At 63.5% G+C, this 21,861-nt stretch carries 15 protein-coding genes; 10 read left to right on the forward strand and 5 right to left on the reverse strand.

The annotated features are described in order from the left end of the window. Positions 1–32: 32 nt before the first annotated feature. The 4 genes from ACWFUC_RS16095 to def all read left to right on the forward strand — a co-directional run bounded on the left by ACWFUC_RS16095 (position 33) and on the right by def (position 5,114). A complete protein-coding gene (locus ACWFUC_RS16095) occupies positions 33–1,370 on the forward strand; it encodes a cell division protein ZipA C-terminal FtsZ-binding domain-containing protein (RefSeq protein ID WP_489625395.1) in 1,338 nt (445 codons plus the stop codon). A 24-nt stretch (positions 1,371–1,394) separates the two neighbouring features. Beyond that, positions 1,395–3,467 (forward strand): NAD-dependent DNA ligase LigA, encoded by a 2,073-nt coding sequence (gene ligA, locus ACWFUC_RS16100; protein WP_489625396.1) that lies wholly within the window; start codon positions 1,395–1,397, stop codon positions 3,465–3,467. Between the two features lie 126 nt (positions 3,468–3,593). After that, positions 3,594–4,484: a UTP--glucose-1-phosphate uridylyltransferase GalU gene (gene galU, locus ACWFUC_RS16105; RefSeq protein ID WP_039789660.1), complete on the forward strand. Its 891-nt coding sequence runs from the start codon at positions 3,594–3,596 to the stop codon at positions 4,482–4,484. Between the two features lie 93 nt (positions 4,485–4,577). Beyond that, positions 4,578–5,114 carry a peptide deformylase gene (gene def / locus ACWFUC_RS16110; RefSeq protein WP_489625397.1) on the forward strand — a complete coding sequence of 179 codons (537 nt, stop codon included), beginning with the start codon at positions 4,578–4,580 and terminating at the stop codon, positions 5,112–5,114. 79 nt (positions 5,115–5,193) lie between these two features. On the opposite strand, the gene cphA is transcribed toward def, so the two are convergent. Both cphA and ACWFUC_RS16120 read right to left on the reverse strand, forming a co-directional pair. Further along, positions 5,194–7,767, reverse strand: coding sequence for a cyanophycin synthetase (gene cphA / locus ACWFUC_RS16115; protein WP_489625398.1), 2,574 nt, complete (start codon positions 7,765–7,767; stop codon positions 5,194–5,196). A gap of 61 nt (positions 7,768–7,828) precedes the next feature. Continuing rightward, entirely contained in the window at positions 7,829–10,027 is a 2,199-nt protein-coding gene (locus ACWFUC_RS16120; protein WP_134222264.1) for a cyanophycin synthetase, read from the reverse strand. A gap of 647 nt (positions 10,028–10,674) precedes the next feature. On the opposite strand from ACWFUC_RS16120, the gene ACWFUC_RS16125 reads away from it, so the two are divergent. Together ACWFUC_RS16125 and ACWFUC_RS16130 are read left to right on the forward strand one after the other, a co-directional pair. Beyond that, complete coding sequence (locus ACWFUC_RS16125) at positions 10,675–12,951, forward strand: cyanophycin metabolism-associated ABC transporter (RefSeq protein WP_121039973.1); 2,277 nt, start codon at positions 10,675–10,677, stop codon at positions 12,949–12,951. A 3-nt stretch (positions 12,952–12,954) separates the two neighbouring features. Beyond that, positions 12,955–13,440 (forward strand): cyanophycin metabolism-associated DUF1854 family protein, encoded by a 486-nt coding sequence (locus ACWFUC_RS16130; RefSeq protein ID WP_121039976.1) that lies wholly within the window; start codon positions 12,955–12,957, stop codon positions 13,438–13,440. Positions 13,441–13,515: 75 nt separating this feature from the next. On the opposite strand, the gene ACWFUC_RS16135 is transcribed toward ACWFUC_RS16130, so the two are convergent. From ACWFUC_RS16135 to map, 3 genes are all read right to left on the reverse strand, one after another. After that, positions 13,516–14,262, reverse strand: coding sequence for a pseudouridine synthase (locus ACWFUC_RS16135; RefSeq protein ID WP_034332946.1), 747 nt, complete (start codon positions 14,260–14,262; stop codon positions 13,516–13,518). Positions 14,263–14,372: 110 nt separating this feature from the next. Next, entirely contained in the window at positions 14,373–16,925 is a 2,553-nt protein-coding gene (locus ACWFUC_RS16140) for a [protein-PII] uridylyltransferase (protein WP_489625399.1), read from the reverse strand. A gap of 145 nt (positions 16,926–17,070) precedes the next feature. Next, positions 17,071–17,895, reverse strand: coding sequence for a type I methionyl aminopeptidase (gene map, locus ACWFUC_RS16145; RefSeq protein ID WP_121039982.1), 825 nt, complete (start codon positions 17,893–17,895; stop codon positions 17,071–17,073). A gap of 341 nt (positions 17,896–18,236) precedes the next feature. Between map and rpsB the strand changes: the two genes are divergently transcribed. The 4 genes from rpsB (at position 18,237) to frr (ending at position 21,711) form a co-directional block, all read left to right on the forward strand. Further along, positions 18,237–18,977, forward strand: coding sequence for a 30S ribosomal protein S2 (gene rpsB / locus ACWFUC_RS16150; protein ID WP_039788284.1), 741 nt, complete (start codon positions 18,237–18,239; stop codon positions 18,975–18,977). Between the two features lie 136 nt (positions 18,978–19,113). After that, the gene (gene tsf / locus ACWFUC_RS16155; RefSeq protein ID WP_034332958.1) at positions 19,114–20,001 is read left to right on the forward strand and encodes a translation elongation factor Ts; all 888 of its coding nucleotides are present in this window, start codon (positions 19,114–19,116) and stop codon (positions 19,999–20,001) included. Positions 20,002–20,317: 316 nt separating this feature from the next. Continuing rightward, entirely contained in the window at positions 20,318–21,034 is a 717-nt protein-coding gene (gene pyrH, locus ACWFUC_RS16160) for a UMP kinase (RefSeq protein WP_006462540.1), read from the forward strand. A 116-nt stretch (positions 21,035–21,150) separates the two neighbouring features. Then, positions 21,151–21,711, forward strand: a complete 561-nt coding sequence (frr, locus tag ACWFUC_RS16165; protein WP_034332968.1) for a ribosome recycling factor — start codon at positions 21,151–21,153, stop codon at positions 21,709–21,711. The last annotated feature ends 150 nt before the right edge of the window (positions 21,712–21,861 follow it).

Consider the following 21,861-nt stretch of genomic DNA (forward strand, 5'->3'; position numbering starts at 1 on the left):
CTCCAGCCCGCCAGCCTGAAAGGTCGTGCAGCATGATGATGGATCTCCAGACCAGCCTGATCATCCTGGGCGGCGTCTTCGTCGCCGGGGTCATCACCTACAACAAGTGGCAGGAGCACAAGGCGCGCAAGACCGTGGAGCGCGCCTTTTCTTCGTCCCATGATGATGTCCTGATGTCGCCGGACGAGCCGGCGGCCACGGCCGAGCCGGTCTTCGCCCCGCCTGTGGCAGACCACACCTCGCCTGCGCCGCGCATGGCCGAGCCGACGCTCGAACCTGATGCCGGACGCGCCGAGCCTTCCTTCTATGATCTGCCCGAACGCAAGCCGGTACCGGCCCCCGTGAAGGCTTACCAGGAGCAGGCCGAGTTCGAGCCGCGTGAACCCTTCCTGGGTGAGCCGCCGGTGCCCGCAGCCTCTGCCACTGCGGCAGCCGAGGAGGCCGTACTGGGCGAGGCGGTGGCGCAGGCGCCGCAATCGACGGTGGCCCAGGTCATCGCCGGAGCGGAAGAGCAGGGCGATACCGTCCCCGCCTTCACGCCGCCGCCCGAGATGCAGGCCCGCCTGGCGCCCAAGCGCGAACTGCCGGTGGACGAACTGATCGACTGCAACATCCCCATCGCCCTGGACAACCCGCTGCGCGGCGAAAAGCTGCTGCCGATGCTGCAAGGCCTGCGCCATGTCGGCAACAAGCCGGTGCATTTCATCGGCCGCACCACCGACGGCGACTGGGAAGCCATCGCCCACGGCAGCATCTACAACGCCTTGCTGGCCGGTGCGCAGCTGGCCAATCGCAGCAATGCCATCAACGAGATCGAGTATTCGGAACTGGTCATGCGCCTGCGCGACCTGACCGATTCGCTCTCGGGCGAACCCGAACTGCCGGACATGCCCGACGTCATCCGCACCGCCCAGGCGCTCCACCAGTTCATCATTGACCATGATGCGCAGCTGTCGGTGAACGTGCGCTCGCAAGGCGCGCCCTGGAGCCTGGCGACCTTGCTGGCCGCACTGACCCGCCAGGGCTTTGATCGCCGTACAGAAGGCTATCTGGTGATGCAGGATGGCGAAGGTGAAGTGCTCTTCGCCCTCTCCACCAATGCCACGCCGACCGATGAAACCACCGATCGCCTGACCCTGTTGCTGGACGTGCCCCGTGTGGCGCCGTCGCGCGATGGCTACGGTGCTTTGGTGGCCTGCGCCAAGTCGCTGTCGGCCCGCCTGGGTGGCGTCATCGTGGATGACAGCGACCAGCCCCTGACCGATGAAGCTCTCTCCGATATCGCCGAACAGGTGGCCGCGTTCTACAGCGCCATGGAATCGGCCGAGATCCCTGCCGGTTCCACCCGTGCCTTGCGCCTGTTCAGCTAAGGCCGCGTTTTTACTCCCCCTACGATGCAAGACGACTTGTTTTCCGCCGGACGGCCCCCGCAAGGGGAGCCGGACTGGCTTTCGCGCGCGCGCGTGCTGCGCGACGAACTGAATCGCCACAACCACAGTTATTACGTACTCGACCAGCCCAGCATTCCGGACGCCGAATACGATCGCCTGTTCCAGGAACTGCAGGCACTGGAAACCGCCCATCCCGAACTGTTGACGCCCGATTCGCCGACGCAGCGCGTGGGTGCCGGGCCGCTGCCGCAGTTCGAGCCGGTGCGCCATGACATCCCCATGCTCTCGCTGGGCAACGGTTTCGCCGACGAAGACATCGAAGCCTTCGACAAGCGCGTGCGTGATGGCCTGGAAACCTTGCAGGAAGTGCGCTACGCCACCGAGCTGAAGTTCGACGGCCTGGCCATCAGCCTGCGCTACGAGAATGGCGTGCTGGTGCAGGCCGCCACCCGCGGCGATGGCACCACGGGCGAGAACGTGACCGCCAACATCCGCACCGTGCGTGCCATTCCCCTGCGCCTGCACGGCGAGAGCCTGCCGCAAGTGATCGACGTGCGCGGCGAAGTGCTGATGTACAAGGACGACTTCGCGCGCCTGAATCAGCGCCAGCGCGATGCCGGGCAGAAGGAATTCGCCAACCCCCGCAATGCCGCCGCCGGCAGTCTGCGCCAGCTGGATTCGCGCATCACCGCGCAACGCACGCTGCGCTTCTTCGCCTATGGCATTGGGGTGCTGGAGGGGGCCGAGATGCCGGCTTCGCACTCGGCCCTGCTGGACTGGTACCAGCAACTCGGCCTGCCGGTGTGCAAGGAGCGCGCCGTGGTGACGGGGGCTGCCGGTCTGCTGGACTTCTTCCGCAGCATCGGTGCCAAGCGCGAGAGCCTGCCTTACGAGATCGATGGCGTGGTCTACAAGGTGGACCGGCTGGACCAGCAGAAGCACCTGGGCTTCGTCTCGCGCGCCCCGCGCTTTGCGCTGGCCCACAAGTTCCCGGCGCAGGAAGCGCTGACCGTGGTACAGGACATCGAAGTGCAAGTCGGCCGCACCGGTGCCATCACTCCTGTGGCGCGCCTAAATCCCGTCTTCGTCGGTGGGGTGACAGTCACCAACGCGACCCTGCACAACGAAGATGAAGTCCGCCGCAAGGACATCCAGATCGGCGACACCGTCATCGTGCGCCGCGCCGGTGACGTGATTCCGGAAGTGGTGGCCTTCGTGCCCGAGAAGCGTCCGGCTGATGCGCGCCCCTTCGTCATGCCGGCCAACTGCCCGGTGTGCGGCTCGCCCATCGTGCGGGCGGAAGATGAAGCAGTGGCACGCTGTTCGGGCGGCTGGCTGAAATGTTCAGCACAGCGCAAGGGCGGACTGCAGCATTTTGCTTCACGCCGCGCCATGGATATCGAAGGTCTGGGCGAGCAACTGGTGGAGCAACTGGTGGATCGCCAGGTGGTCAACACGCCGGCTGACCTGTATCGACTGGGCTTGTCGGCGCTGGCCGAACTGGACCGCATGGCCGAGAAATCGGCGCAGAACGTGCTGGATGCTCTGCAGAAGTCCAAGAGCACCACGCTGGCACGTTTCATCTATGCGCTGGGCATCCGCCACGTGGGCGAAGCCACGGCCAAGGAACTGGCGCGCCATTTCGGCGGCATCGACAAGCTGCTCGCCGCCAGTGAAGAACAACTGCTGGAAGTGGCCGATATCGGTCCGGTGGTCGCCGCCTCGATCCGTGCCTTCTTCAATGATCCGATCAACGTCGAGCTGGTCGAGCAATTGCGCGCGGTCGGCGTGCATTGGCCCGAAAGCGAGGGCGTCGATGCCGGTGCCAAGCATCTGGCCGGCAAGACCTTCGTGTTGACCGGCACCTTGCCCAACCTGTCGCGCGATGATGCCTCGCAGCTGATCGAAGCGGCCGGTGGCAAGGTTTCCGGTTCCGTGTCCAAGAAAACCAGTTACGTGGTCGCCGGGGCCGAAGCCGGCAGCAAGCTGGCCAAGGCCGAGGAGCTGGGCATCGCCATCCTCGATGAGGACGCACTGAAGGCGCTTTGCGCCGGTCAGGATGCGTCAGAAACGTAATCACCTTGTCTTTTTATTCATATAGAATGCCGCCCGTAAGCAGTCCCGTTCCCGGGACTGCGGTGCAGGATTCAACGCATCACGCCATAACAACATAACAAGACCCATCCTTACCTCGGAGTCATGATGATCAAGAAGATCAAGAAAGCCGTTTTTCCTGTCGCCGGTCTCGGTAGCCGCTTCCTGCCCGCCACCAAGGCCCAGCCCAAGGAAATGCTGCCCATCGTCGACAAACCGCTGATTCACTATGCCGTGGAAGAGGCGGTCGCCGCCGGCATCACGGAAATGGTGTTCATCACCGGCCGCAACAAGCGCGCCATCGAGGACCACTTCGACAAGGCCTACGAGCTGGAATCCGAACTGGAAGCCGCCGGCAAGAAGAAGCTGCTGGAGATCGTGCAGAACGTGGTGCCCAAGAACGTCAACTGCATCTTCATCCGTCAGTCCGAGCCGCTGGGCCTGGGCCACGCCGTGCTGTGCGCGCGTCCGGTGGTGGGTGAAGAACCCTTCGCCATCCTGCTGGCCGATGACTTCATGGACACCGATGAGGGCGTCAAGCCGGTGCTGGCACAGATGACCGACATCTATGCACGTGAAGGCATGAGCATGCTGGCCGTGCAGGAAGTGCCCAAGAACGATACCCGCCAATACGGCATCGTCAGCGCCACGCCTTACCAGCCGGACCTGGAGCGCATCAACGCCATCGTCGAAAAGCCGGCCCCGGAAGAAGCCCCGTCCACGCTGGCCGTGGTGGGTCGCTATGTGCTGAACAGCCGCATCTTCCACTACCTGGAAAACATCCCGCGCGGCGCTGGCGGCGAGATCCAGCTCACCGACGGCATCGCCAAGCTGATGCAGGCCGAATCCGTGCTGGCCTACCGTTACCAGGGCCAGCGTTATGATTGCGGTTCCAAGCTGGGTTACCTCAAGGCCATGGTGGCCATGGGCCTGAAGCACCCGGAAACCGGTCCGGCCTTCTCGGAATACCTGCAGGAAGTGGCCAGCAAGGCACGCTGATCGCAGCTGCGGTCCAGCGCCAGCCTCTGGCGCGGCGCACTGCTTGCACAATGACGCCCGGTTCCTGCCGGGCGTCTTTCATGGAGAGCTTCAATGGCAATACGCGAGATCCTCAAAATGGGCGACCCGCGCCTGCTGCGCCAGGCGCAGCCGGTCACGCAATTCGATACGCCTGAACTGGCGCAACTGGTGGACGACATGTTCGAGACCATGCGTGCCGTCAACGGTGCCGGGCTGGCCGCGCCCCAGATCGGTGTCGACCTGCAGCTGGTGATCTTCGGCTTCGGCCACAACCAGCGCTATCCGGAGGCACCGGCGGTGCCGGAGACGGTGCTCATCAATCCGGTGCTGACGCCCTTGTCGGACGAGGAAGAAGAGGGCTGGGAAGGCTGCCTGTCGGTGCCCGGCATGCGCGGCGTGGTGCCGCGCTGGAGCCGTTTGCGCTATCAGGGCCTGGACTTGCACGGCAACGAGATTGACCGCACCGTCGACGGCTTCCATGCCCGCGTGGTGCAGCATGAGTGCGATCACCTGCAGGGCATCCTGTATCCGATGCGCATCCGCGACTTCCGCCAGTTCGGATTCACGGAAGTGCTGTTCCCGGATCTGGATCCCAACCAGGACGACTGAACAAGGACGCTGCAAAAAAAACATCCCGGCACCAGGCCGGGATGTTCGTTTCAGGACCGATGAAACCGTATATCGGCCATCAGGCGTTTTCCTTCACACGCTGGTCGATGTGCGCCAACGCCTCTTCCACCTGGTCGATCAGGATCAGGCACAGGTCGCCGGGCTGCAGGGTAGCGAGGGCAGTATCGATGGCGACGAATTCGCCGTTGATTTCCTTCACATCCTTGGTACGCTTGGCCCCTTCGAGGCCCTGGCGCAGCAGCGCAATCACTTCGCCGTCTTCACGGCCGCGCTGGCACTGATCCTGATACAGCACCACTTCATCGAAGGCATCGCCCAGCAGTTCGGTCTGGCGGGTGATGTCGACGTCGCGGCGGTCGCCGGCACCGCTGATGACCACCGAGCGGCGCTTGGCGGGCAGGCTGTCGACGGCCTTGATGAGGGCCTGGATGGCATCCGGATTGTGGCCGTAGTCGGCGATCAGGGTGGCCCCCTTGTAGTCGAACAGGTTGAAGCGACCCGGTGCGGTGCCGCTGTCGCTGATGAAGCTGGCCAGGGCACCGGTGATCTGTTCCCAGTCCAGGTTCAGGGCCCAGGCCGCACCCACGGAAGCCATCACGTTCTCGACCTGGAAGCCGATGGCACCGCTGCGGGTGAGCGGAATGCCGGACAGCTTCAGGCGTTTTTCGAACGTGCCTTGCGCGGCCACGATGGCGTCGCCGTCTTGATAGACGATGCGGTGGCCCTGCGCGCGGTGGGTGGCCATGATGGGGTGGGTCGGGTCCAGCGCGAAGAAGGTCACCGAGCCGGGGCAGGAGGAGGCCATCTTGGACACCATCGGGTCCGCCGCATTCAACACGGCAGTGCCGGTCGGCGCCACGTTTTCGACGATGACGCGCTTGACCACGGCAAGGTCTTCCACGGTGCTGATGTAGGACAGGCCCAGGTGGTCCCCCATGCCGATGTTGGTGACCACGGCCACGGCGCAGCGGTCAAAGCCCAGGCCTTCACGCAGGACGCCGCCACGGGCGGTTTCCAGTACGGCGGCATCCACGTCCGGGTGGAACAGCACATTGCGGGCGCTGCGCGGGCCGCTGCAGTCGCCGGTGTCGGTGCGCTGGCCATCGATGTAGACGCCATCGGTGTTGGTCATGCCCACGCGCAGGCCGGTCTTGGCCAGCAGGTGGGTGATCAGGCGCACGGTAGTGGTTTTGCCGTTGGTACCGGCCACGGCCACCACGGGGATGCGGCCATCGTCGCCATCCTCGTACATGGTCGAGATGATGGCTTCGCCGACATCGCGCGCCTTGCCGTAGGACGGCGAGAGGTGCATGCGCAGGCCGGGTGCGGCGTTGACTTCGACGATGCCGCCGCCTTGTTCTTCCAGCGACATGTGCACCGAATTGCAGACCACGTCCACGCCGCAGATGTCGAGCCCGACCATTTGCGCAGCGGCGATGGCGCGTGCGGCCACATCCGGATGCACGTCGTCGGTGACATCGGTGGCGGTACCGCCGGTGGAGAGGTTGGCGTTGTTGCGCAGGACCACGCGCACGCCCTGGGCGGGAATGGCTTCCGGGTCCAGGTTCTGGCCGGACAGCACCGACAGGGCGATGTCGTCCAGGCGGATCTTGGTCAGCGAGGTGGCGTGGCCGTCGCCGCGCAGCGGATCGGCGTTGACCTGGTCGATCAATTGACGGATGGTGTGCACGCCGTCGCCGATGACTTGCGGCGGATCGCGGCGGGCCGCCGCCACCAGGGTCTTGCCGATGACCAGCAGGCGGAAGTCGTGGCCGGGCAGGTAGCGCTCGACGATGACTTCATCGCTGATCAGGGCGGCGTTGTTGAAGGCGCGAGTGATCTGTTCGGGGGTGCTGATGTTGACGGCCACGCCCTTGCCTTGGTTGCCGTCCAGCGGTTTGATGACCACCGCCGAACCGATTTCCTCGGCGGCCTTCAAAGCATCTTCTACGGTCTCGACCACGCGGCCGTTGGGGACCGGCACGCCAGCGGCGTGCAGCAGCATCTTGGTCAGGTCCTTGTCTTGCGCAATCGATTCGGCGATGGCGCTGGTGTTGCTGGTCTCGGCGGCCTGGATGCGCTTCTGGCGGCTGCCCCAGCCGAACTGGACCATGCTGCCCTGGGTCAGACGGCGATACGGGATGCCGCGCTTGATGGCGGCGTTGACGATGGAGCCGGTAGAAGGGCCCAAGCGTACATCTTCATCCAGTTCGCGGATGCGGGCCAGCGCACCAGTCAGGTCGAAGGGGGTGTCGGCCTGGGCGGCGCGCACCAGTTCCAGTGCCAGGTCGAAGGCCAGGCGGCCGACTTCTTCTTCGCTGTACTCCACCACCACCTGGTAAATGCCGGTCTCGACGGTGGAGACCGTGCGGGTGAAGGTCACCGGGCAGCCGGCCTGGTTCTGCAGCGCCAGGGCGGCAGCGGCCAGGGCGTGCGCCATGGAGACGACCTGCTTGCCGCCATCGGGTTCGAGGAAGCCGATCTGCGGGAAGCGGGCGCGCAGGCGCAGTTCGAAGCCGGGCATGTCATCGATGACGCGCTCGTTTTCCGGGCAGGAAACGATGGCCTCGATGGCAGTGTGTCTGCTCCAGAGATTGGGGCCGCGCAGGGCGCGAATGCGGGATACGTCCATGGACTCGTTTTCCTAGATGTCTCTTGATCTTGATTCAGTCGGTCTTGCAGGTCACGCCGGTTCAGGCGGCCTGGCTCTTGAACTTCAGGCCTTGCTCTTCGGCGCGTTCGGTGCCGAACAGCTCGATGCCGGCACGGATTACCTCCGGGCCGATGCCCAGGGCCCAGGCGGCGCCGACGGCGGCCAGCACGTTCTCGACCTGGTAGGCCACCGCGCCGTTTTCGGTCAGGGGGATGGCATCCACCGAGCTGACCTTGCACTGGCGCTCGCCATCGGCCTGGATCAGGTCGCCATCGCGCAGGAACACGGCGCGGCCGCCTTCCTTCAGGTGGCTGGCCAGCAGTTCGGAAGCCGGGTCGGTGCTGAAGAAGATGACTTCGCCATCGCACAGCTGGGCCATGTCGGCCACCAGCGGGTCGTCGGCATTGAGCACGGCAGCCCCTTCCGGCAGCACCAGGTCGACCTGGGTACGCTTGACCTTGGTGGCGATCTGCTCGGCGTTCTCGATGTAGAACTCGGGCAGGCTGTCGGTGGGATCGATATTGGCGACCACGCCGACCAGGCAGCGGTCATAGGCCAGGCCTTCGGCCAGGATGGCGGCGCTGCCATTCTCGAACACGGCAGCTTCCACGGCGCGGTTGAGCAGCACGCGATGGGCGGCATCCCAGGTGGCGCGGTTGCCGCGCTCGATCTGGCGTTCGCCGAAGTACAAGCCCTCGCCGCAGGCCAGGCCCACGTGCTTGCCCGACAGGTGCACGATACGGGCGATCAGGCGCGAAATGGTGGTCTTGCCATGCGTGCCGGTGACGCCGACGATGGGGATGCGGCCATTTTCTTCCGGGCCGAACAGGTTGTCGATGATGGCTTCGCCGACCGGACGCGGCTTGCCGTCCGAGGGCTTCAAATGCATCAGCAGGCCGGGGCCGGCATTGACTTCGACGATGGCACCGCCCTGGTCCTGCAGCGGGCGCGAGATGTCTTCGGCCACGATGTCGACACCGGCGATGTCCAGGCCGACGATGCGCGCGGCCAGGGAAGCGGCAGCTGCCACGCTGGGGTGGACCAGGTCGGTGATGTCGGAGGAGACATTGCCATTGCGCAGCAGCAGGATGCGGCGGCCGGCGGCGGGGACCGATTCGGTGGTCAGGTTCTGGCGCTGCAGTTCCAGCACGGCGGCCGGTTCGCGGTCCAGCAGCACCGGGTCCAGCAGGTGTTCTTCCAGCAGGCCGCGGCGCGGGTCGCGGTTCAGTTCATCCAGCAGGTCCTGCACGGTGGACTTGCCATCGCCGACGATGAAGATCGGTTCACCACGGGCGGCGGCGGCCAGCTTGCCGCCGACGATCAGCAGGCGGTGTTCCAGGCCCGGCACGAAGCGCTCGACCAGCACGCCGCTGCCTTCTTCCAGCGCGACCTTGTAGGCGGTCTCGATTTCTTCCCGGGTGTTCAGGTCGATGAAAACGCCGCGGCCATGGTTGGCATCGCAGGGCTTGACCACCACCGGCAGGCCGATGTCCTGGGCGGCATCCCAGGCGTCTGCGGGGCTGTCCACCAGACGGCCTTCGGGCACCGGCACGCCACAGGTTTCCAGCAGCGACTTGGTGAGATCCTTGTCACGCGAGATGCCTTCGGCAATCGCGCCGGTCTGGTCGGATTCGGCGGTCCAGATGCGGCGCGACTTGCAGCCGTGGCCCAGTTGCACCAGGTTGCCTTCGGACAGGCGAATGGTCGGGATGCGGCGCTCGTCGGCGGCGTCCACGATGCAAGCGGTGCTGGGGCCCAGGCACAGGCGATCCACCATGCGGCGCAGCTTGCGCAGAGTGGTGTCGAGGTCGAAGGGCTGGTTTTCCATGGCGGCCAGCACCAGGTCGCGGGCGGCAAAGAGCGCTGCGCGGGTGACCGTTTCATGGCGCGCACGCACCACCACCTTGTAGACGCCGCGCACGTTGGTCTCGCGCGCCTTGCCGAAGCCGCCAGGCAGCCCGGCCAGGTTCTGCAGTTCCAGGGTCACGTGTTCCAGGATGTGGCCGGGCCAGGTGCCTTCGTGCAGGCGCCGCACGAAGCCGCCGCGCTCTTCGTAGCTGCAGCGGTGTTCGATCAGGGTGGGCAACCAGGTGGTGAGGCGGTCGACGAAGCCGGGAATGGTATTGGAGGGAAAATCTTCCAGTTCGCCGATATCGATCCACACTTCGAGGGCGGAGCGGTAGGTCCAGATGTTGGGACCCTTGAGATTCAGAAAACGGAGGAATTCGATGTTTTTCATGTGTGGTGGATAGTCCGCTGTAATTGCCCAAGCCAGGATGCCGATGCTGGCTGCATCGCACGTGCCGCCCTGCGCACGCCGGTCAGCGCTCTGTCAGAATAACGCATGGTTCACTAACGCGCAGGGCGAGTTTTGGTTTACTGCATTTGCCAACTGGAATAACTGAATGAAATGGAGTGTTGTCTTGCGGCAATCAAGAGCTGGCTCCGCAGGTGAGAGGGCAGGCCGGAAGGTGCAGGCGAAATGCGAGAATCATGCGGGCAGGCTGGGGGTGGATATGAACGATATTGTCGCAGACTGTCCCGCTGCCGTGGCAATGCGGCCGGAAAAAACGCGCACGCCGTCGTGACCTGAAGCTTTGGGCAGATCAGCCATTCGCATCATGCGGGAAAGATCACCCCCGCGTAGTCGGAAGTGAAATTGGCGGTACACCGTTTGCGGCGCTCTTGCGTTATCGGAGGGCCGCTGCCCGAGCGATACCCACGAGGCGGCGCAGTTCGTGGATTTGCAGCAGGGGACGCTGCGCTATAATCGCGCGCTGCCCGCTGGCACATCCTTGCAGGCATCAAGACAACAGGTCCGGCGAGACCTGCACCTCCTAAAACAATAGCCAAACTGCTCACTTCGGGCCTCAACGCTGCCGTTACATGACTACTGACTCAATACCTTCCGCGACCGCCAGCCTGCCCGAGCGCTGGCAAACGGAAACTGCTGCCCGCCTGGTCCAGGGTGAATCCGTGCTGGCCTGGCTGGAACTGGACCTGGACGCCCAGCTGCAATTCAACGCTTCGCTGGTGCTGGCCACCGACCGCCGCTTGCTGGCGCTGGCCCCGGACCGCCAGCAATGGCAGGAGTGGGCCTATCGCCCCGACCTGCAACTGAAGCATGTCGACCACGCCGGTGTGGGTACCCTGGAGCTGTGCGACGCTGCCAGCCGGCTGGCCGCCTGGCGTTACACCTTGGCCCAGAATCCGCAGGCGCTGCGCCTGATCAAGCTGTTCGAGCAGCAGCGCGACCTGCTGGCCTCGGGCGTGCAGGCCGAAGAGGAGGGCGACGTCTGCCCGACCTGCAAGGCCGTGCTGCCGGAAGGGCAGGAAACCTGTGCCATCTGCCCGGAAACGAAGGAAGCGCCGCCTTCCACCTGGGCGCTGTTCCGCCTGTCGCGCTTTGCCAAGCCCTACAAGGGCTCGCTGCTGCTGGGCTTCCTGCTGACGCTGGCCTCCACCGCCGCCACGCTGGTGCCGCCCTACATGACCATGCCGCTGATGGACAACGTGCTGATCCCGTTCCAGAACGGCACTCCCATTGACACCCACCTGGCCACGCTTTACCTGTCTGGCCTGCTGGGCGCGGCGGTACTGGCCTGGGGACTGGGCTGGGCGCGTACCTACATCCTGGCGCTGGTGTCCGAGCGCATCGGCGCAGACCTGCGCACCACCACCTATGCGCACCTGCTGCGGCTGTCGCAGGAGTATTTCGGCGGCAAGCGCACCGGCGACCTGATGGCGCGCATCGGCTCGGAAACCGACCGCATCTGCGTGTTCCTGTCGCTGCACCTGCTGGATTTCGCCATCGACGTGCTGATGATCATCATGACGGCGGCCATCCTCATTTCGATCAACCCTTGGCTGGCACTGGTGACCTTGTTGCCGCTGCCGTTCATCGCCTGGATGATTCACGTGGTGCGCGATCGTCTGCGCCACGGTTTCGAGAAGATCGACCGCATCTGGTCGGAAGTGACCAATGTGCTGGCCGATACCATCCCCGGCATCCGCGTGGTGAAGGCTTTTGCGCAGGAGAAGCGCGAAGTGGCACGTTTCCGCGAAGCCAACCGTCACAACCTGATGGTCAATGACCGGGTCAACAAGATCTGGTCGCTGTTCACGCCCACGGTCACCTTCCTGACCGAAGTGGGCTTGCTGGTGGTGTGGGTGTTCGGGATCTGGCAGGTCTCCAGCAACCAGATCACGGTCGGTGTGCTGACTGCCTTCCTGGCCTACATCAGCCGCTTCTATACGCGCCTGGATTCGATGAGCCGCATCGTCTCGGTGACTCAAAAGGCCGCCGCCGGCGCCAAGCGCATCTTCGACATCCTGGACCACGTCTCCAGCGTGCCGGAACCGGCCAACCCGGTGCACCTGGAAAACGTCAAGGGGGCCATCGAAGTGCGCAACATCGGTTTCCGCTACGGCAACCGTGCGGTGATCCGCAACATGAGCCTGTCCATTGCGCCGGGCGAGATGATCGGACTGGTCGGCCACAGCGGTTCGGGCAAGTCCACCATGGTCAACCTGATCTGCCGCTTCTACGATGTCTCCGAAGGGGCGATCCGCATTGATGGCGTGGACATCCGTTCGCTGCCCATTTCCGAATACCGCCGCAACATCGGCCTGGTGCTGCAGGAACCCTTCCTGTTCTTCGGCACCATTGCCGAGAACATTGCCTACGGCAAGCCGGAAGCCACCCGCGAGGAAATCATCGCGGCGGCCCGTGCGGCCCATGCGCATGAGTTCATCCTGCGCCTGCCGCAAGGCTATGACTCGCTGGTCGGTGAGCGCGGCCAGGCCTTGTCGGGCGGTGAGCGCCAGCGCATCTCGATTGCGCGCGCGCTGCTGATCGACCCGCGCATCCTGATCCTGGACGAGGCGACTTCCTCGGTCGATACCACTACCGAAAAGGAAATCCAGAAGGCGCTGGACAACCTGGTCCAGGGCCGTACCACGATTGCCATCGCGCACCGCCTGTCGACCCTGCGCAAGGCCGATCGCCTGGTGGTGCTGGATCGTGGCCAGGTGGTCGAAGTCGGCAACCACGAAGAACTGATGGCCCGGGAAGGGCATTACTACAAGCTCTACCAGGCCCAGGCGCGCAATCCTGAGGGTGATGCCGAGGTCTCGGTGAGCGAAGAAGAGAAGGGCGAATAAGCCATGAGCACCACCAACAATTCTGCCCAAAGCTTCACCCTGGAACGCAATGCTTTCGGACGTCTGGTCTTGACCGACGCCCAGGGCGGCCTGCACGAGCACGTGATTCCTGTACGTGCATTTCCGGTCACATCGCCCGATCGCGGCCTGTCTCTGGTCAGCAGCGACGGCCACGAGCTGGCCTGGATCGATACCCTGGAGGAAGTGGATGCGCCGACGCGCCGCCTGATTGAGGAAGAACTGGCCAGCCGCGAGTTCATGCCGGAGATCCAGCGCATCGTCAGCGTGTCGACCTTCGCCACGCCCAGCGACTGGACCGTGCAGACCACGCGCGGTACCACCACCTTCACGCTCAAGGGCGAGGAAGACATCCGCCGCCTGGCCGCGCCGGCGCTGCTGATTGCCGACAGCCACGGCATCCAGTTCCTGATCCGCGACCAGAAGGCGTTGGACAAGCACAGCCGCAAGATCCTGGATCGTTTCCTCTGATCCTTTTTGCCTGCGGCAAAAAAGAACGGCCCTGATGATGAATCAGGGCCGTTCTTGTATGGAGCGGGTTGAGGCTCAGAACTTCTCATCCGGCCGCAGGTAGCGCCACTGTCCGGTCGGCAGCTCACCCAGCTTGACCCCGCCGATGCGCACGCGCTTCAAGCCGATTACCTTCAGTCCGACCATGTCGCACATGCGGCGAATCTGGCGCTTCTTGCCTTCGCGCAGGGTGAAACGCAGCTGATCCTCGTTCTGCCACACCACCTTGGCCGGACGCAGCGGCTTGCCATCCATGATGAGGCCGTGGTTCAGGCGCTTGAGATCGGATTCGGGCAGCTTGCCGGGACGCGTGTATTGCACGCGCACCAGGTATTCCTTGTCGACCGCCGAATCCTCGCCAATCAACTGCTTGGCGATGCGGCCATCCTGGGTCAGTACCAGCAAGCCCACCGAATCGATGTCCAGCCGTCCGGCCGGCACCAGGCTCTTCAGCTGGCGCGGGTGGAAGCGCATCTCGGTCTGGTCTTCGGCCCAGCGCGACTGTTCGTTGACCAGCACCATGGCCGGCTTGTAGCCATCCTCGGCCTGGCCGCTGACGTAGCCCATGGGCTTGTTGATCAGGATGGTCACGCGCTGGGCCTGCTCGGCGCTGGCTTGGCGTTCCACGGTGACCTTCTGGTGCGGCAGCACCTTGCTGCCCAGCACCGACACCACCTGGCCATCCACGCGCACCCAGCCTTTTTCTATCCATTCGTCGGCTTCGCGGCGCGAGCACAGGCCGAGTTCGGACATGCGTTTGGAAAGTCGTACAGGTTCAGTCATGGGGATTGCCTTGCGAAAAACGGAGGCCGGCCAGCGGCGAGGGTGAGATTGTACGGCCAGCCGCGCCGCCGCGCCAGACTGGGGCGGCAGCGCGGACAGGGTGATGCGGGTCAGATGCGCAGGGTCTGCAGCAGTTCGGTTTCCAGCATGATCTGATTGCGCGGCTGGGACAGGCCGGGGCCGTCGATCAGGAAGACGTCTTCCACCCGCTCGCCCAGGGTCATGACCTTGGCGGTATGCAGGTTGATGCGGTACTTGGCCAGCACGTTGGAGATCGAATACAGCAGCCCGGCGCGGTCATTGGCCGAGACCGACAGCAGGTAGTACTGGCCGCGCTCATCCGGGCGCAAATCCACCGACGGATTGACCGGGAAGGTGCGCGACAGGCGCGACAGGCGAGCCTTGGAAGGAGCCGGCAGCGGGGCGTCGGACTGCAGCAGGGCCCCCAGTTCGTGCTCGATCAGGTTGATGATGTCGCGGTAGTTCTTGGCGAACACCGGGGCATTGATCAGGAAGGCGTCCAGCGCGTAATCGTTGCGGGTCGTGTGGATCTTGGCGTCGAAGATGCTGAAGCTTTTTTCGTCGAAATAGCTGCAGATGCGCGCAAACAGGTCAGGGCGGTCGGGCGTGTAGACCGCCACCTGAACGCCTTCGCCAATGGGCGCCAGGCGGCAGCGCACCAGCGGTACGCCGGTATCGACCTTGTCGTAGAAGCAGCGCGTCTGCCAGGCGATGTCGGAGGCGTCGTGGCGCAGGAAGTAGGCCACGTCCAGCTGCTTCCACAGCGCTTCGTGTGCGTCGGCCGGCAGGCCGTACAGGCGCAGGGTCTTGATGGCTTCCTGCTGGGTATTCTTCAGTTCGCGGTCGGCCGAGGGCGCTTCGCCGCCCAGCACGCGCAGGGTCATGCGGTACAGGTCTTCCAGCAGCTTGCCCTTCCAGGCGTTCCAGACCTTGGGGCTGGTGCCGCGGATGTCGGCCACCGTCAGCAGGTAGAGCGCGGTCAGGTGGCGCTCGTCCTTGACCAGTTGGGCGAAGGCGGTGATGACGTCGGGGTCCGACATGTCCTGCTTCTGCGCCACGTGCGACATGGCCAGATGCTGCTCCACCAGGAACACGATCAGCTCGGTATTGTCCGGCGAGATGCCGTGCTGCTCGCAGAAGGCGCGGGCGTCGTCCATGCCCAGCTTGGAGTGGTCGCCGCCCCGGCCCTTGGCGATGTCGTGGAACAGCGCCGCGATGTACAGCACCCAGGGCTGGCCGAAGTTGGCCATGAGCTGGCTGCAGAAGGGATATTCATGCGCATGTTCGCTCATCGTGAAGCGGCGCACGTTGCGCACCACCATCAGGATGTGCTGGTCCACCGTGTAGACATGGAACAGGTCATGCTGCATCTGGCCGACGATCTGGCGGAAGTTCGGCAGGTAGCGTCCCAGCACGCTGGTGCTGTTCATGCCACGCAGGGCGTGGGTGATGCCGCGCTTGCTCTGGATGATCTGCATGAACAGGCGATGATTTTCCGGATTGGCGCGGAAGGCATTGTCGATCTTGAAGCGCGCATGCCATAGCGCACGCAGGGTGCGCGCCGACATATCCTTCAGTTCCGGATGCTCGGAGAGCACCAGGAAGACTTCCAGCATGGCTGACGGCGTCTCCTCGAAGACCTTGTCATGGGCGATGTCGACGAAGCCGTTGACCTCGTTGAAACGCTCGTTGAGCGGGCGCGGCACCGCCTGCTGCGGGAACAGGTGGGCTTCGATGTTCTGCAGCAGGATGGTGTTGAGCTGCGTGACCGCCTTGGCCGCCCAGTAGTAGCGCTGCATCAGATATTCGCTGGCGCGGCGGGTGTCGGTGGTCTTGAAGCCGAAGGTCTCGGCGAGCTGGGTCTGGATGTCGAACACCAGCCGGTCTTCGCGGCGGTCCGTGAGGATGTGCAGACGGATGCGGATGTCCTTGAAGGCGCGTTCCTTCTGGCGCAGCTGGCGCGCCTCGGTGGAGGTCAGCATGCCGTGTTCGGCCAGCTCGCCCCAGGAGTTGCCCAGGCCCGCCGCCTTGGCCACCCACAGGATCACCTGCAGGTCGCGCAGGCCGCCGGGGCTTTCCTTGCAGTTGGGTTCGAGGCTGTAGGGCGTATCTTCATATTTGATGTGGCGCTGGCGCATTTCCAGGGTCTTGGCCTGGAAGAAGGCCAGAGGGTCCAGCGCGGCCTGGTAGCGCTCCTGCAATTTCTTGAAGAGGGCGCGGTTGCCGGTCACCAGGCGGGCTTCCAGGAGGCTGGTCTGTACCGTGATGTCGGCGGCCGATTCATCCAGGCATTCGTCGATGGTACGGATGCTGTGGCCGATTTCCAGGCCGATGTCCCAGAACAGCTGCACCAGCGATTCCAGCTTTTCCTTCTTGGCCGCATCCGGGGCCTGGTCCAGCAGGATCAGCACATCCACGTCGGAATGCGGGAACAGCTCGCCCCGGCCATAGCCGCCCACGGCCACCAGGGCGGCATTGCCGGACATGCCCAGTTCTTCCCAGGCAGTGGTGAGGGATTCGTCCACGTTGCGGCGCAACTGGGCCAGCAACTGCTCGGTCTTGTGGTTGGACTGGAACACCTCGATGGCTTGCTGGCGCGCGGCCTTGAGCTGTTTCTTGAGCGTGATGGCGAGTGTGGGCATCGTGGTCGGCAATTAAGGCAAGCAGGGCGGCGGGGCGGCGCCTATATGAACAAAGCCGCATCCCCATGCGGCTTTGCGCTCGAAGCAGGTTTCGTGCCGGAAACTGTGTGCAGGGTGGAGGGGCACATGGTTCCGGCCGCCAGGGTCACGCCGGGGTGGCGACCTGGTTCTGGATGAAGGCCGGCGGTGCCGGCATGCCGGGCGACACCGTCAGCACTTCGAAGCCGGTCTCGGTGACCAGCACGGTGTGTTCCCATTGGGCTGACAGGCTGCGGTCCTTGGTCTTGATGGTCCAGCCGTCGCCCATTTCGCGGATCTCGCGGCGGCCGGCGTTGATCATCGGTTCCACGGTGAAGATCATGCCGGCTTCCAGCTTCTCCAGCGTACCGGGGCGGCCGTAGTGCAGGACTTGCGGTTCTTCATGGAAGACCTTGCCGATGCCGTGGCCGCAGAACTCGCGCACCACGCTGTAGCCGGCCTTTTCGGCGTGCTGCTGGATGACGTGGCCGATGTCGCCCAAATGTGCGCCCGGCTTGATCTTGGAGATGCCCAGCCACATGCATTCATAGGTGATCTCGGTCAGGCGGCGTGCCAGGATGGATGGCTCGCCCAGGAAGAACATGCGGCTGGTGTCGCCGTGGTAGCCATTCTTGATGATGGTGACGTCGATGTTGAGCACGTCGCCGTTCTTCATCACCTTGTCGCCGGGGATGCCGTGGCAGATCACGTCATTCAGGGAGGTGCAGATGGCCTTGGGGTAGGGCGTGTAGCCCGGCGGGCAGTAGTTCAGCGGGGCCGGGATGCTGCCTTGCACGTTGGTCATGTACTCGTGGCAGAGGCGGTCGATCTCGCCGGTGGTCACGCCCGGCTTCACGAAGGGGGTGATGTAGTCCAGTACCTCGGCGGCCAGGCGGCCGGCCACGCGCATGCCTTCGATGTCTTCGGCGGTCTTGATGGTGATGTTGCCCATGATGAATCGCAATTCGCTAGAAAATCGTCAAGACGGGATTATAGACGACGGGGGTGCTTTCTGTTTTGCCGGCTCCGGCCGACAAGCCGGGGACGGCGTTTGGCTGCGTTCCTTATCTTCATGTGCTACTTGAACAAAAGTGATGGGTCGAGTAGAATGCCGGGCTGATCTGAAAACCTCAGGTCAGTTGTCGAATGCGGTGTGCGGAATGATTCTTCATGTCTGTTTGGCAATAAGTGTCGTAAATTATCTTTTGAAACGCGAATCCGTTCGCTAAAAGGGTGTCCGGCTGCATGAGCCGGATGACCGAGCGGATTCCAGACCTAACCCTGGAGAAATTCATGTCCGTTACCATGCGCGAAATGCTGGAAGCCGGTGTCCACTTCGGTCACCAAACCCGCTTCTGGAACCCCAAGATGGCCCCCTTCATTTTCGGCCATCGCAACAAGATTCACATCGTCAACCTGGAAAAAACCCTGGGCATGTACCAGGAAGCCGTCAAGTACGTGCGCCAGCTGTCGGCCAACCGTGGCACCATCCTGTTCGTTGGTACCAAGCGTCAAGCCCGCGACATCCTGTCCGCTGAAGCGCAACGCGCTGGCGTGCCCTACGTTGACCAGCGCTGGCTGGGCGGCATGCTGACCAACTTCAAGACCATCAAGACCTCGATCAAGCGCCTGAAGGACATGGAAGCTGCCATCGAAGACGGTTCGGTCGAGAAGCTGTCGAAGAAGGAAGCCCTGCTGTTCACCCGTGAACAGGAAAAGCTGCAAAAGGCCATCGGCGGCATCAAGGACATGGGCGGCATTCCTGACGCCATCTTCGTCATCGACGTCGGCTACCACAAGGGCGCCATCACCGAAGCCGCCAAGCTGGGTATCCCGGTCATCGGCGTGGTCGATACCAACCACTCGCCCGAAGGCGTCACCTACGTGATCCCGGGTAACGACGACTCCGCCAAGGCGATCGCTCTGTACGCTCGCGGCATGGCTGACGCCGTGCTGGAAGGCCGCGCCAACGCCGTCAACGACGTCGTCGAAGCAGTCAAGGGCGATGAATTCGTCGAGGTCGAGCAGGCTTGATTCTGCTCTTCCGGTAGTACGGTAGTCCAAAAAGGGGTGACAGCGGGTAGTGACGCAGTGGCCCCTTTTTTTTGATTCAATTTTCGAGTTTCAGGCATGCCGCAAGCGCGGGATGCCTCCAAGTCAGGAGAAAAGTATGGCGGCAATTACCGCAGCAATGGTGGGCGATCTGCGTGCGAAGACCGACGCGCCGATGATGGAATGCAAGAAGGCGCTGACCGAAGCCGATGGCGACATGGCCAAGGCCGAAGAGATTCTGCGCGTCAAGCTGGGCAGCAAGGCTTCCAAGGCCTCTTCCCGCATCACCGCAGAAGGCGTGATCTCGGCCTACATCGCTGGCAACGTCGGCGCGCTGGTCGAAGTGAACTGTGAAACCGACTTCGTGACCAAGAACGACGAGTTCATCGGTCTGGTCGAAGCTGCTGCCAAGCTGGTGGTCGAACAGAATCCGGCTGACGTGGCTGCCCTGGGCGCCTGCAAGCTGGCCGACGGCAAGACCCTGGAAGAACTGCGCACCGAACTGATCGGCCGCATCGGCGAGAACATGTCGTTCCGTCGCTTCCAGCGCTTCGAAACCACCGGCAAGCTGGCTGCCTACCTGCACGGCACCCGCATCGGCGTGATCGTCGAGTTCGACGGCGCTGAAGAGCAAGTCGGCAAGGACGTGGCCATGCACATCGCTGCCATGAAGCCGGTCGCCCTGTCGGCCGAGCAGGTGCCGGCCGACCTGATCGAGAAGGAACGCTCGGTCGCCGCCCTGAAGGCTGCCGAATCCGGCAAGCCGGCTGACATCGTCGCCAAGATGGTGGACGGTTCGGTGCAGAAGTACCTGAAGGAAGTGTCGCTGTTCAACCAGGCTTTCGTGAAGAACGACAAGCAAAGCGTCGAACAGATGCTGAAGGCGGCCAATACCACCGTCAAGTCGTTCGCCATGTACGTGGTCGGCGAAGGCATCGAGAAGAAGCAAGACGACTTCGCTGCCGAAGTGGCAGCGCAAGTGGCTGCAGCGAAACAAGCTCAGTAAGCGTCGCAGGAAAAACGGGCCGAGAGGCCCGTTTTTTTAAGCCGGATTCCGGGAACTTTCGGAGTCGCCCGCGTCTACAGTCAGGGTCGTCCGTCGGATGAATGATGACGCGCAGGGCAGGCCGCCTGGCAACGGCAATATGGGTAGCTAAAGCAATACTGGCAGCACACGGCAAGACAGAATAGGGCGCAGCAGTACATCCCCTCATGCGTTCGGACCTGCCCCTGATGACGAAAAAGCGCCATTTCGTCGGGTGACAGCGAGTGCCGGCGCGTCAATACGTAATTCAACCTCGGACAGAACACGGAGCCCTGCAATGACAACACCAGCCTACAAGCGCGTACTCCTCAAACTCTCCGGCGAAGCACTGATGGGCGACGACGCCTACGGTATCAATCGCGCGACCATCGAACGCATGGTCGCGGATGTAGCAGAAATCAGCAAACTGGGCGTGGAACTGGCCATCGTGATCGGTGGCGGCAACATCTTCCGCGGCGTCGCGCCGGGCGCCCAGGGCATGGATCGTGCAACCGCCGACTACATGGGCATGCTGGCCACCGTCATGAACTCGCTGGCCCTGGCTGATGCCATGCGCCAGGCCGGCCTGACGGCCCGCGTGATGTCGGCCATCGGCATCGAGCAGGTGGTCGAGCCCTATGTGCGCCCCAAGGCGCTGCAATACCTGGAAGAAGGCAAGATCGTGGTGTTCGCCGCCGGTACCGGCAACCCCTTCTTCACCACCGATACCGCCGCCGCCCTGCGTGGCTCGGAAATCGGCGCCCAGATCGTGCTGAAGGCCACCAAGGTGGATGGTGTCTACACCGCCGACCCCAAGAAGGATCCGGCCGCCACCCGCTACCAGTCGATCTCCTTCGATGAAGCCATCGCCAAGCACCTGCAGGTGATGGATGCCACCGCCTTTGCGCTGTGCCGCGACCAGAAGCTGCCGATCAAGGTGTTTTCCATCGTCAAGCCGGGCGCGCTCAAGAGCGTGGTCATGGGTGACGATGAAGGCACCCTGGTCCACGTCTGATTGATATTGCAGTGCAGAAACCGGCCGCAGGCCGGGATTCCCGTTTACAATGCCCGTCTTTCAGGCATTTGCCATCAAGACAAGCCAAGTTATTGCACCAAAGTTAGGAGAGCAGCATGAGTGTCGCTGACGTCAAGAAAAATACCGAGCAGAAGATGGCCAAGTCCATCGAAACCCTGAAGGCCAACCTGGCCAAGGTCCGTACCGGCCGCGCCCACACCGGCCTGCTGGACCAGGTCATGGTGGAATACTATGGTTCGCCGACAGGCCTGTCGCAAGTCGCCAACCTGACCCTGATCGATGCGCGCACCATCGGTGTGCAGCCGTTCGAGAAGAAGATGGCCGCCGTCATCGAGAAGGCCATCCGTGAAGCCGACCTGGGCCTGAACCCGGCCACCCACGGCGACCTGATCCGTGTGCCGATGCCTGCGCTGACCGAAGAGCGCCGCAAGGAAATGGTCAAGCTGGTCAAGAGTGAAGCCGAAGATGCCAAGATCGCCGTGCGCAACATCCGCCGCGAAGGCAATGAAGGCCTGAAGAAGCTGGTCAAGGACAAGATCGCCTCGGAAGATGAAGAGCGCCGCGGCCAGGACGAGATCCAGAAGCTGACCGACAAGTTCGTGGCTGACATCGACAAAATGGTCACCGACAAGGAAAAGGAAGTGATGACGGTGTAAGCCGTCCTGCAGGTCTCACGCGCGGCTGCCATGGCGGCCGCGCTGCACGAACAAGTCCAAGACAGCAAAAGTGCAGGCGGGAAGTGAGAGCGGCAATGGGGGGAGGAGGCTGGCCGGTTTGTCAAAGCGGCGCATGCCCGTTACCATGTT

Source organism: Herbaspirillum sp. Her4, assembly GCF_057961335.1.

Bases quoted from the DNA above. Each gene is read 5' to 3' on its own strand.
- ACWFUC_RS16095 (WP_489625395.1), top strand. From the start codon at position 33: ATGATGATGGATCTCCAGACCAGCCTGATCATCCTGGGCGGCGTCTTC.
- ligA (WP_489625396.1), top strand. From the start codon at position 1,395: ATGCAAGACGACTTGTTTTCCGCCGGACGGCCCCCGCAAGGGGAGCCG.
- galU (WP_039789660.1), top strand. From the start codon at position 3,594: ATGATCAAGAAGATCAAGAAAGCCGTTTTTCCTGTCGCCGGTCTCGGT.
- def (WP_489625397.1), top strand. From the start codon at position 4,578: ATGGCAATACGCGAGATCCTCAAAATGGGCGACCCGCGCCTGCTGCGC.
- cphA (WP_489625398.1), bottom strand. From the start codon at position 7,767: ATGGACGTATCCCGCATTCGCGCCCTGCGCGGCCCCAATCTCTGGAGC.
- ACWFUC_RS16120 (WP_134222264.1), bottom strand. From the start codon at position 10,027: ATGAAAAACATCGAATTCCTCCGTTTTCTGAATCTCAAGGGTCCCAAC.
- ACWFUC_RS16125 (WP_121039973.1), top strand. From the start codon at position 10,675: ATGACTACTGACTCAATACCTTCCGCGACCGCCAGCCTGCCCGAGCGC.
- ACWFUC_RS16130 (WP_121039976.1), top strand. From the start codon at position 12,955: ATGAGCACCACCAACAATTCTGCCCAAAGCTTCACCCTGGAACGCAAT.
- ACWFUC_RS16135 (WP_034332946.1), bottom strand. From the start codon at position 14,262: ATGACTGAACCTGTACGACTTTCCAAACGCATGTCCGAACTCGGCCTG.
- ACWFUC_RS16140 (WP_489625399.1), bottom strand. From the start codon at position 16,925: ATGCCCACACTCGCCATCACGCTCAAGAAACAGCTCAAGGCCGCGCGC.
- map (WP_121039982.1), bottom strand. From the start codon at position 17,895: ATGGGCAACATCACCATCAAGACCGCCGAAGACATCGAAGGCATGCGC.
- rpsB (WP_039788284.1), top strand. From the start codon at position 18,237: ATGTCCGTTACCATGCGCGAAATGCTGGAAGCCGGTGTCCACTTCGGT.
- tsf (WP_034332958.1), top strand. From the start codon at position 19,114: ATGGCGGCAATTACCGCAGCAATGGTGGGCGATCTGCGTGCGAAGACC.
- pyrH (WP_006462540.1), top strand. From the start codon at position 20,318: ATGACAACACCAGCCTACAAGCGCGTACTCCTCAAACTCTCCGGCGAA.
- frr (WP_034332968.1), top strand. From the start codon at position 21,151: ATGAGTGTCGCTGACGTCAAGAAAAATACCGAGCAGAAGATGGCCAAG.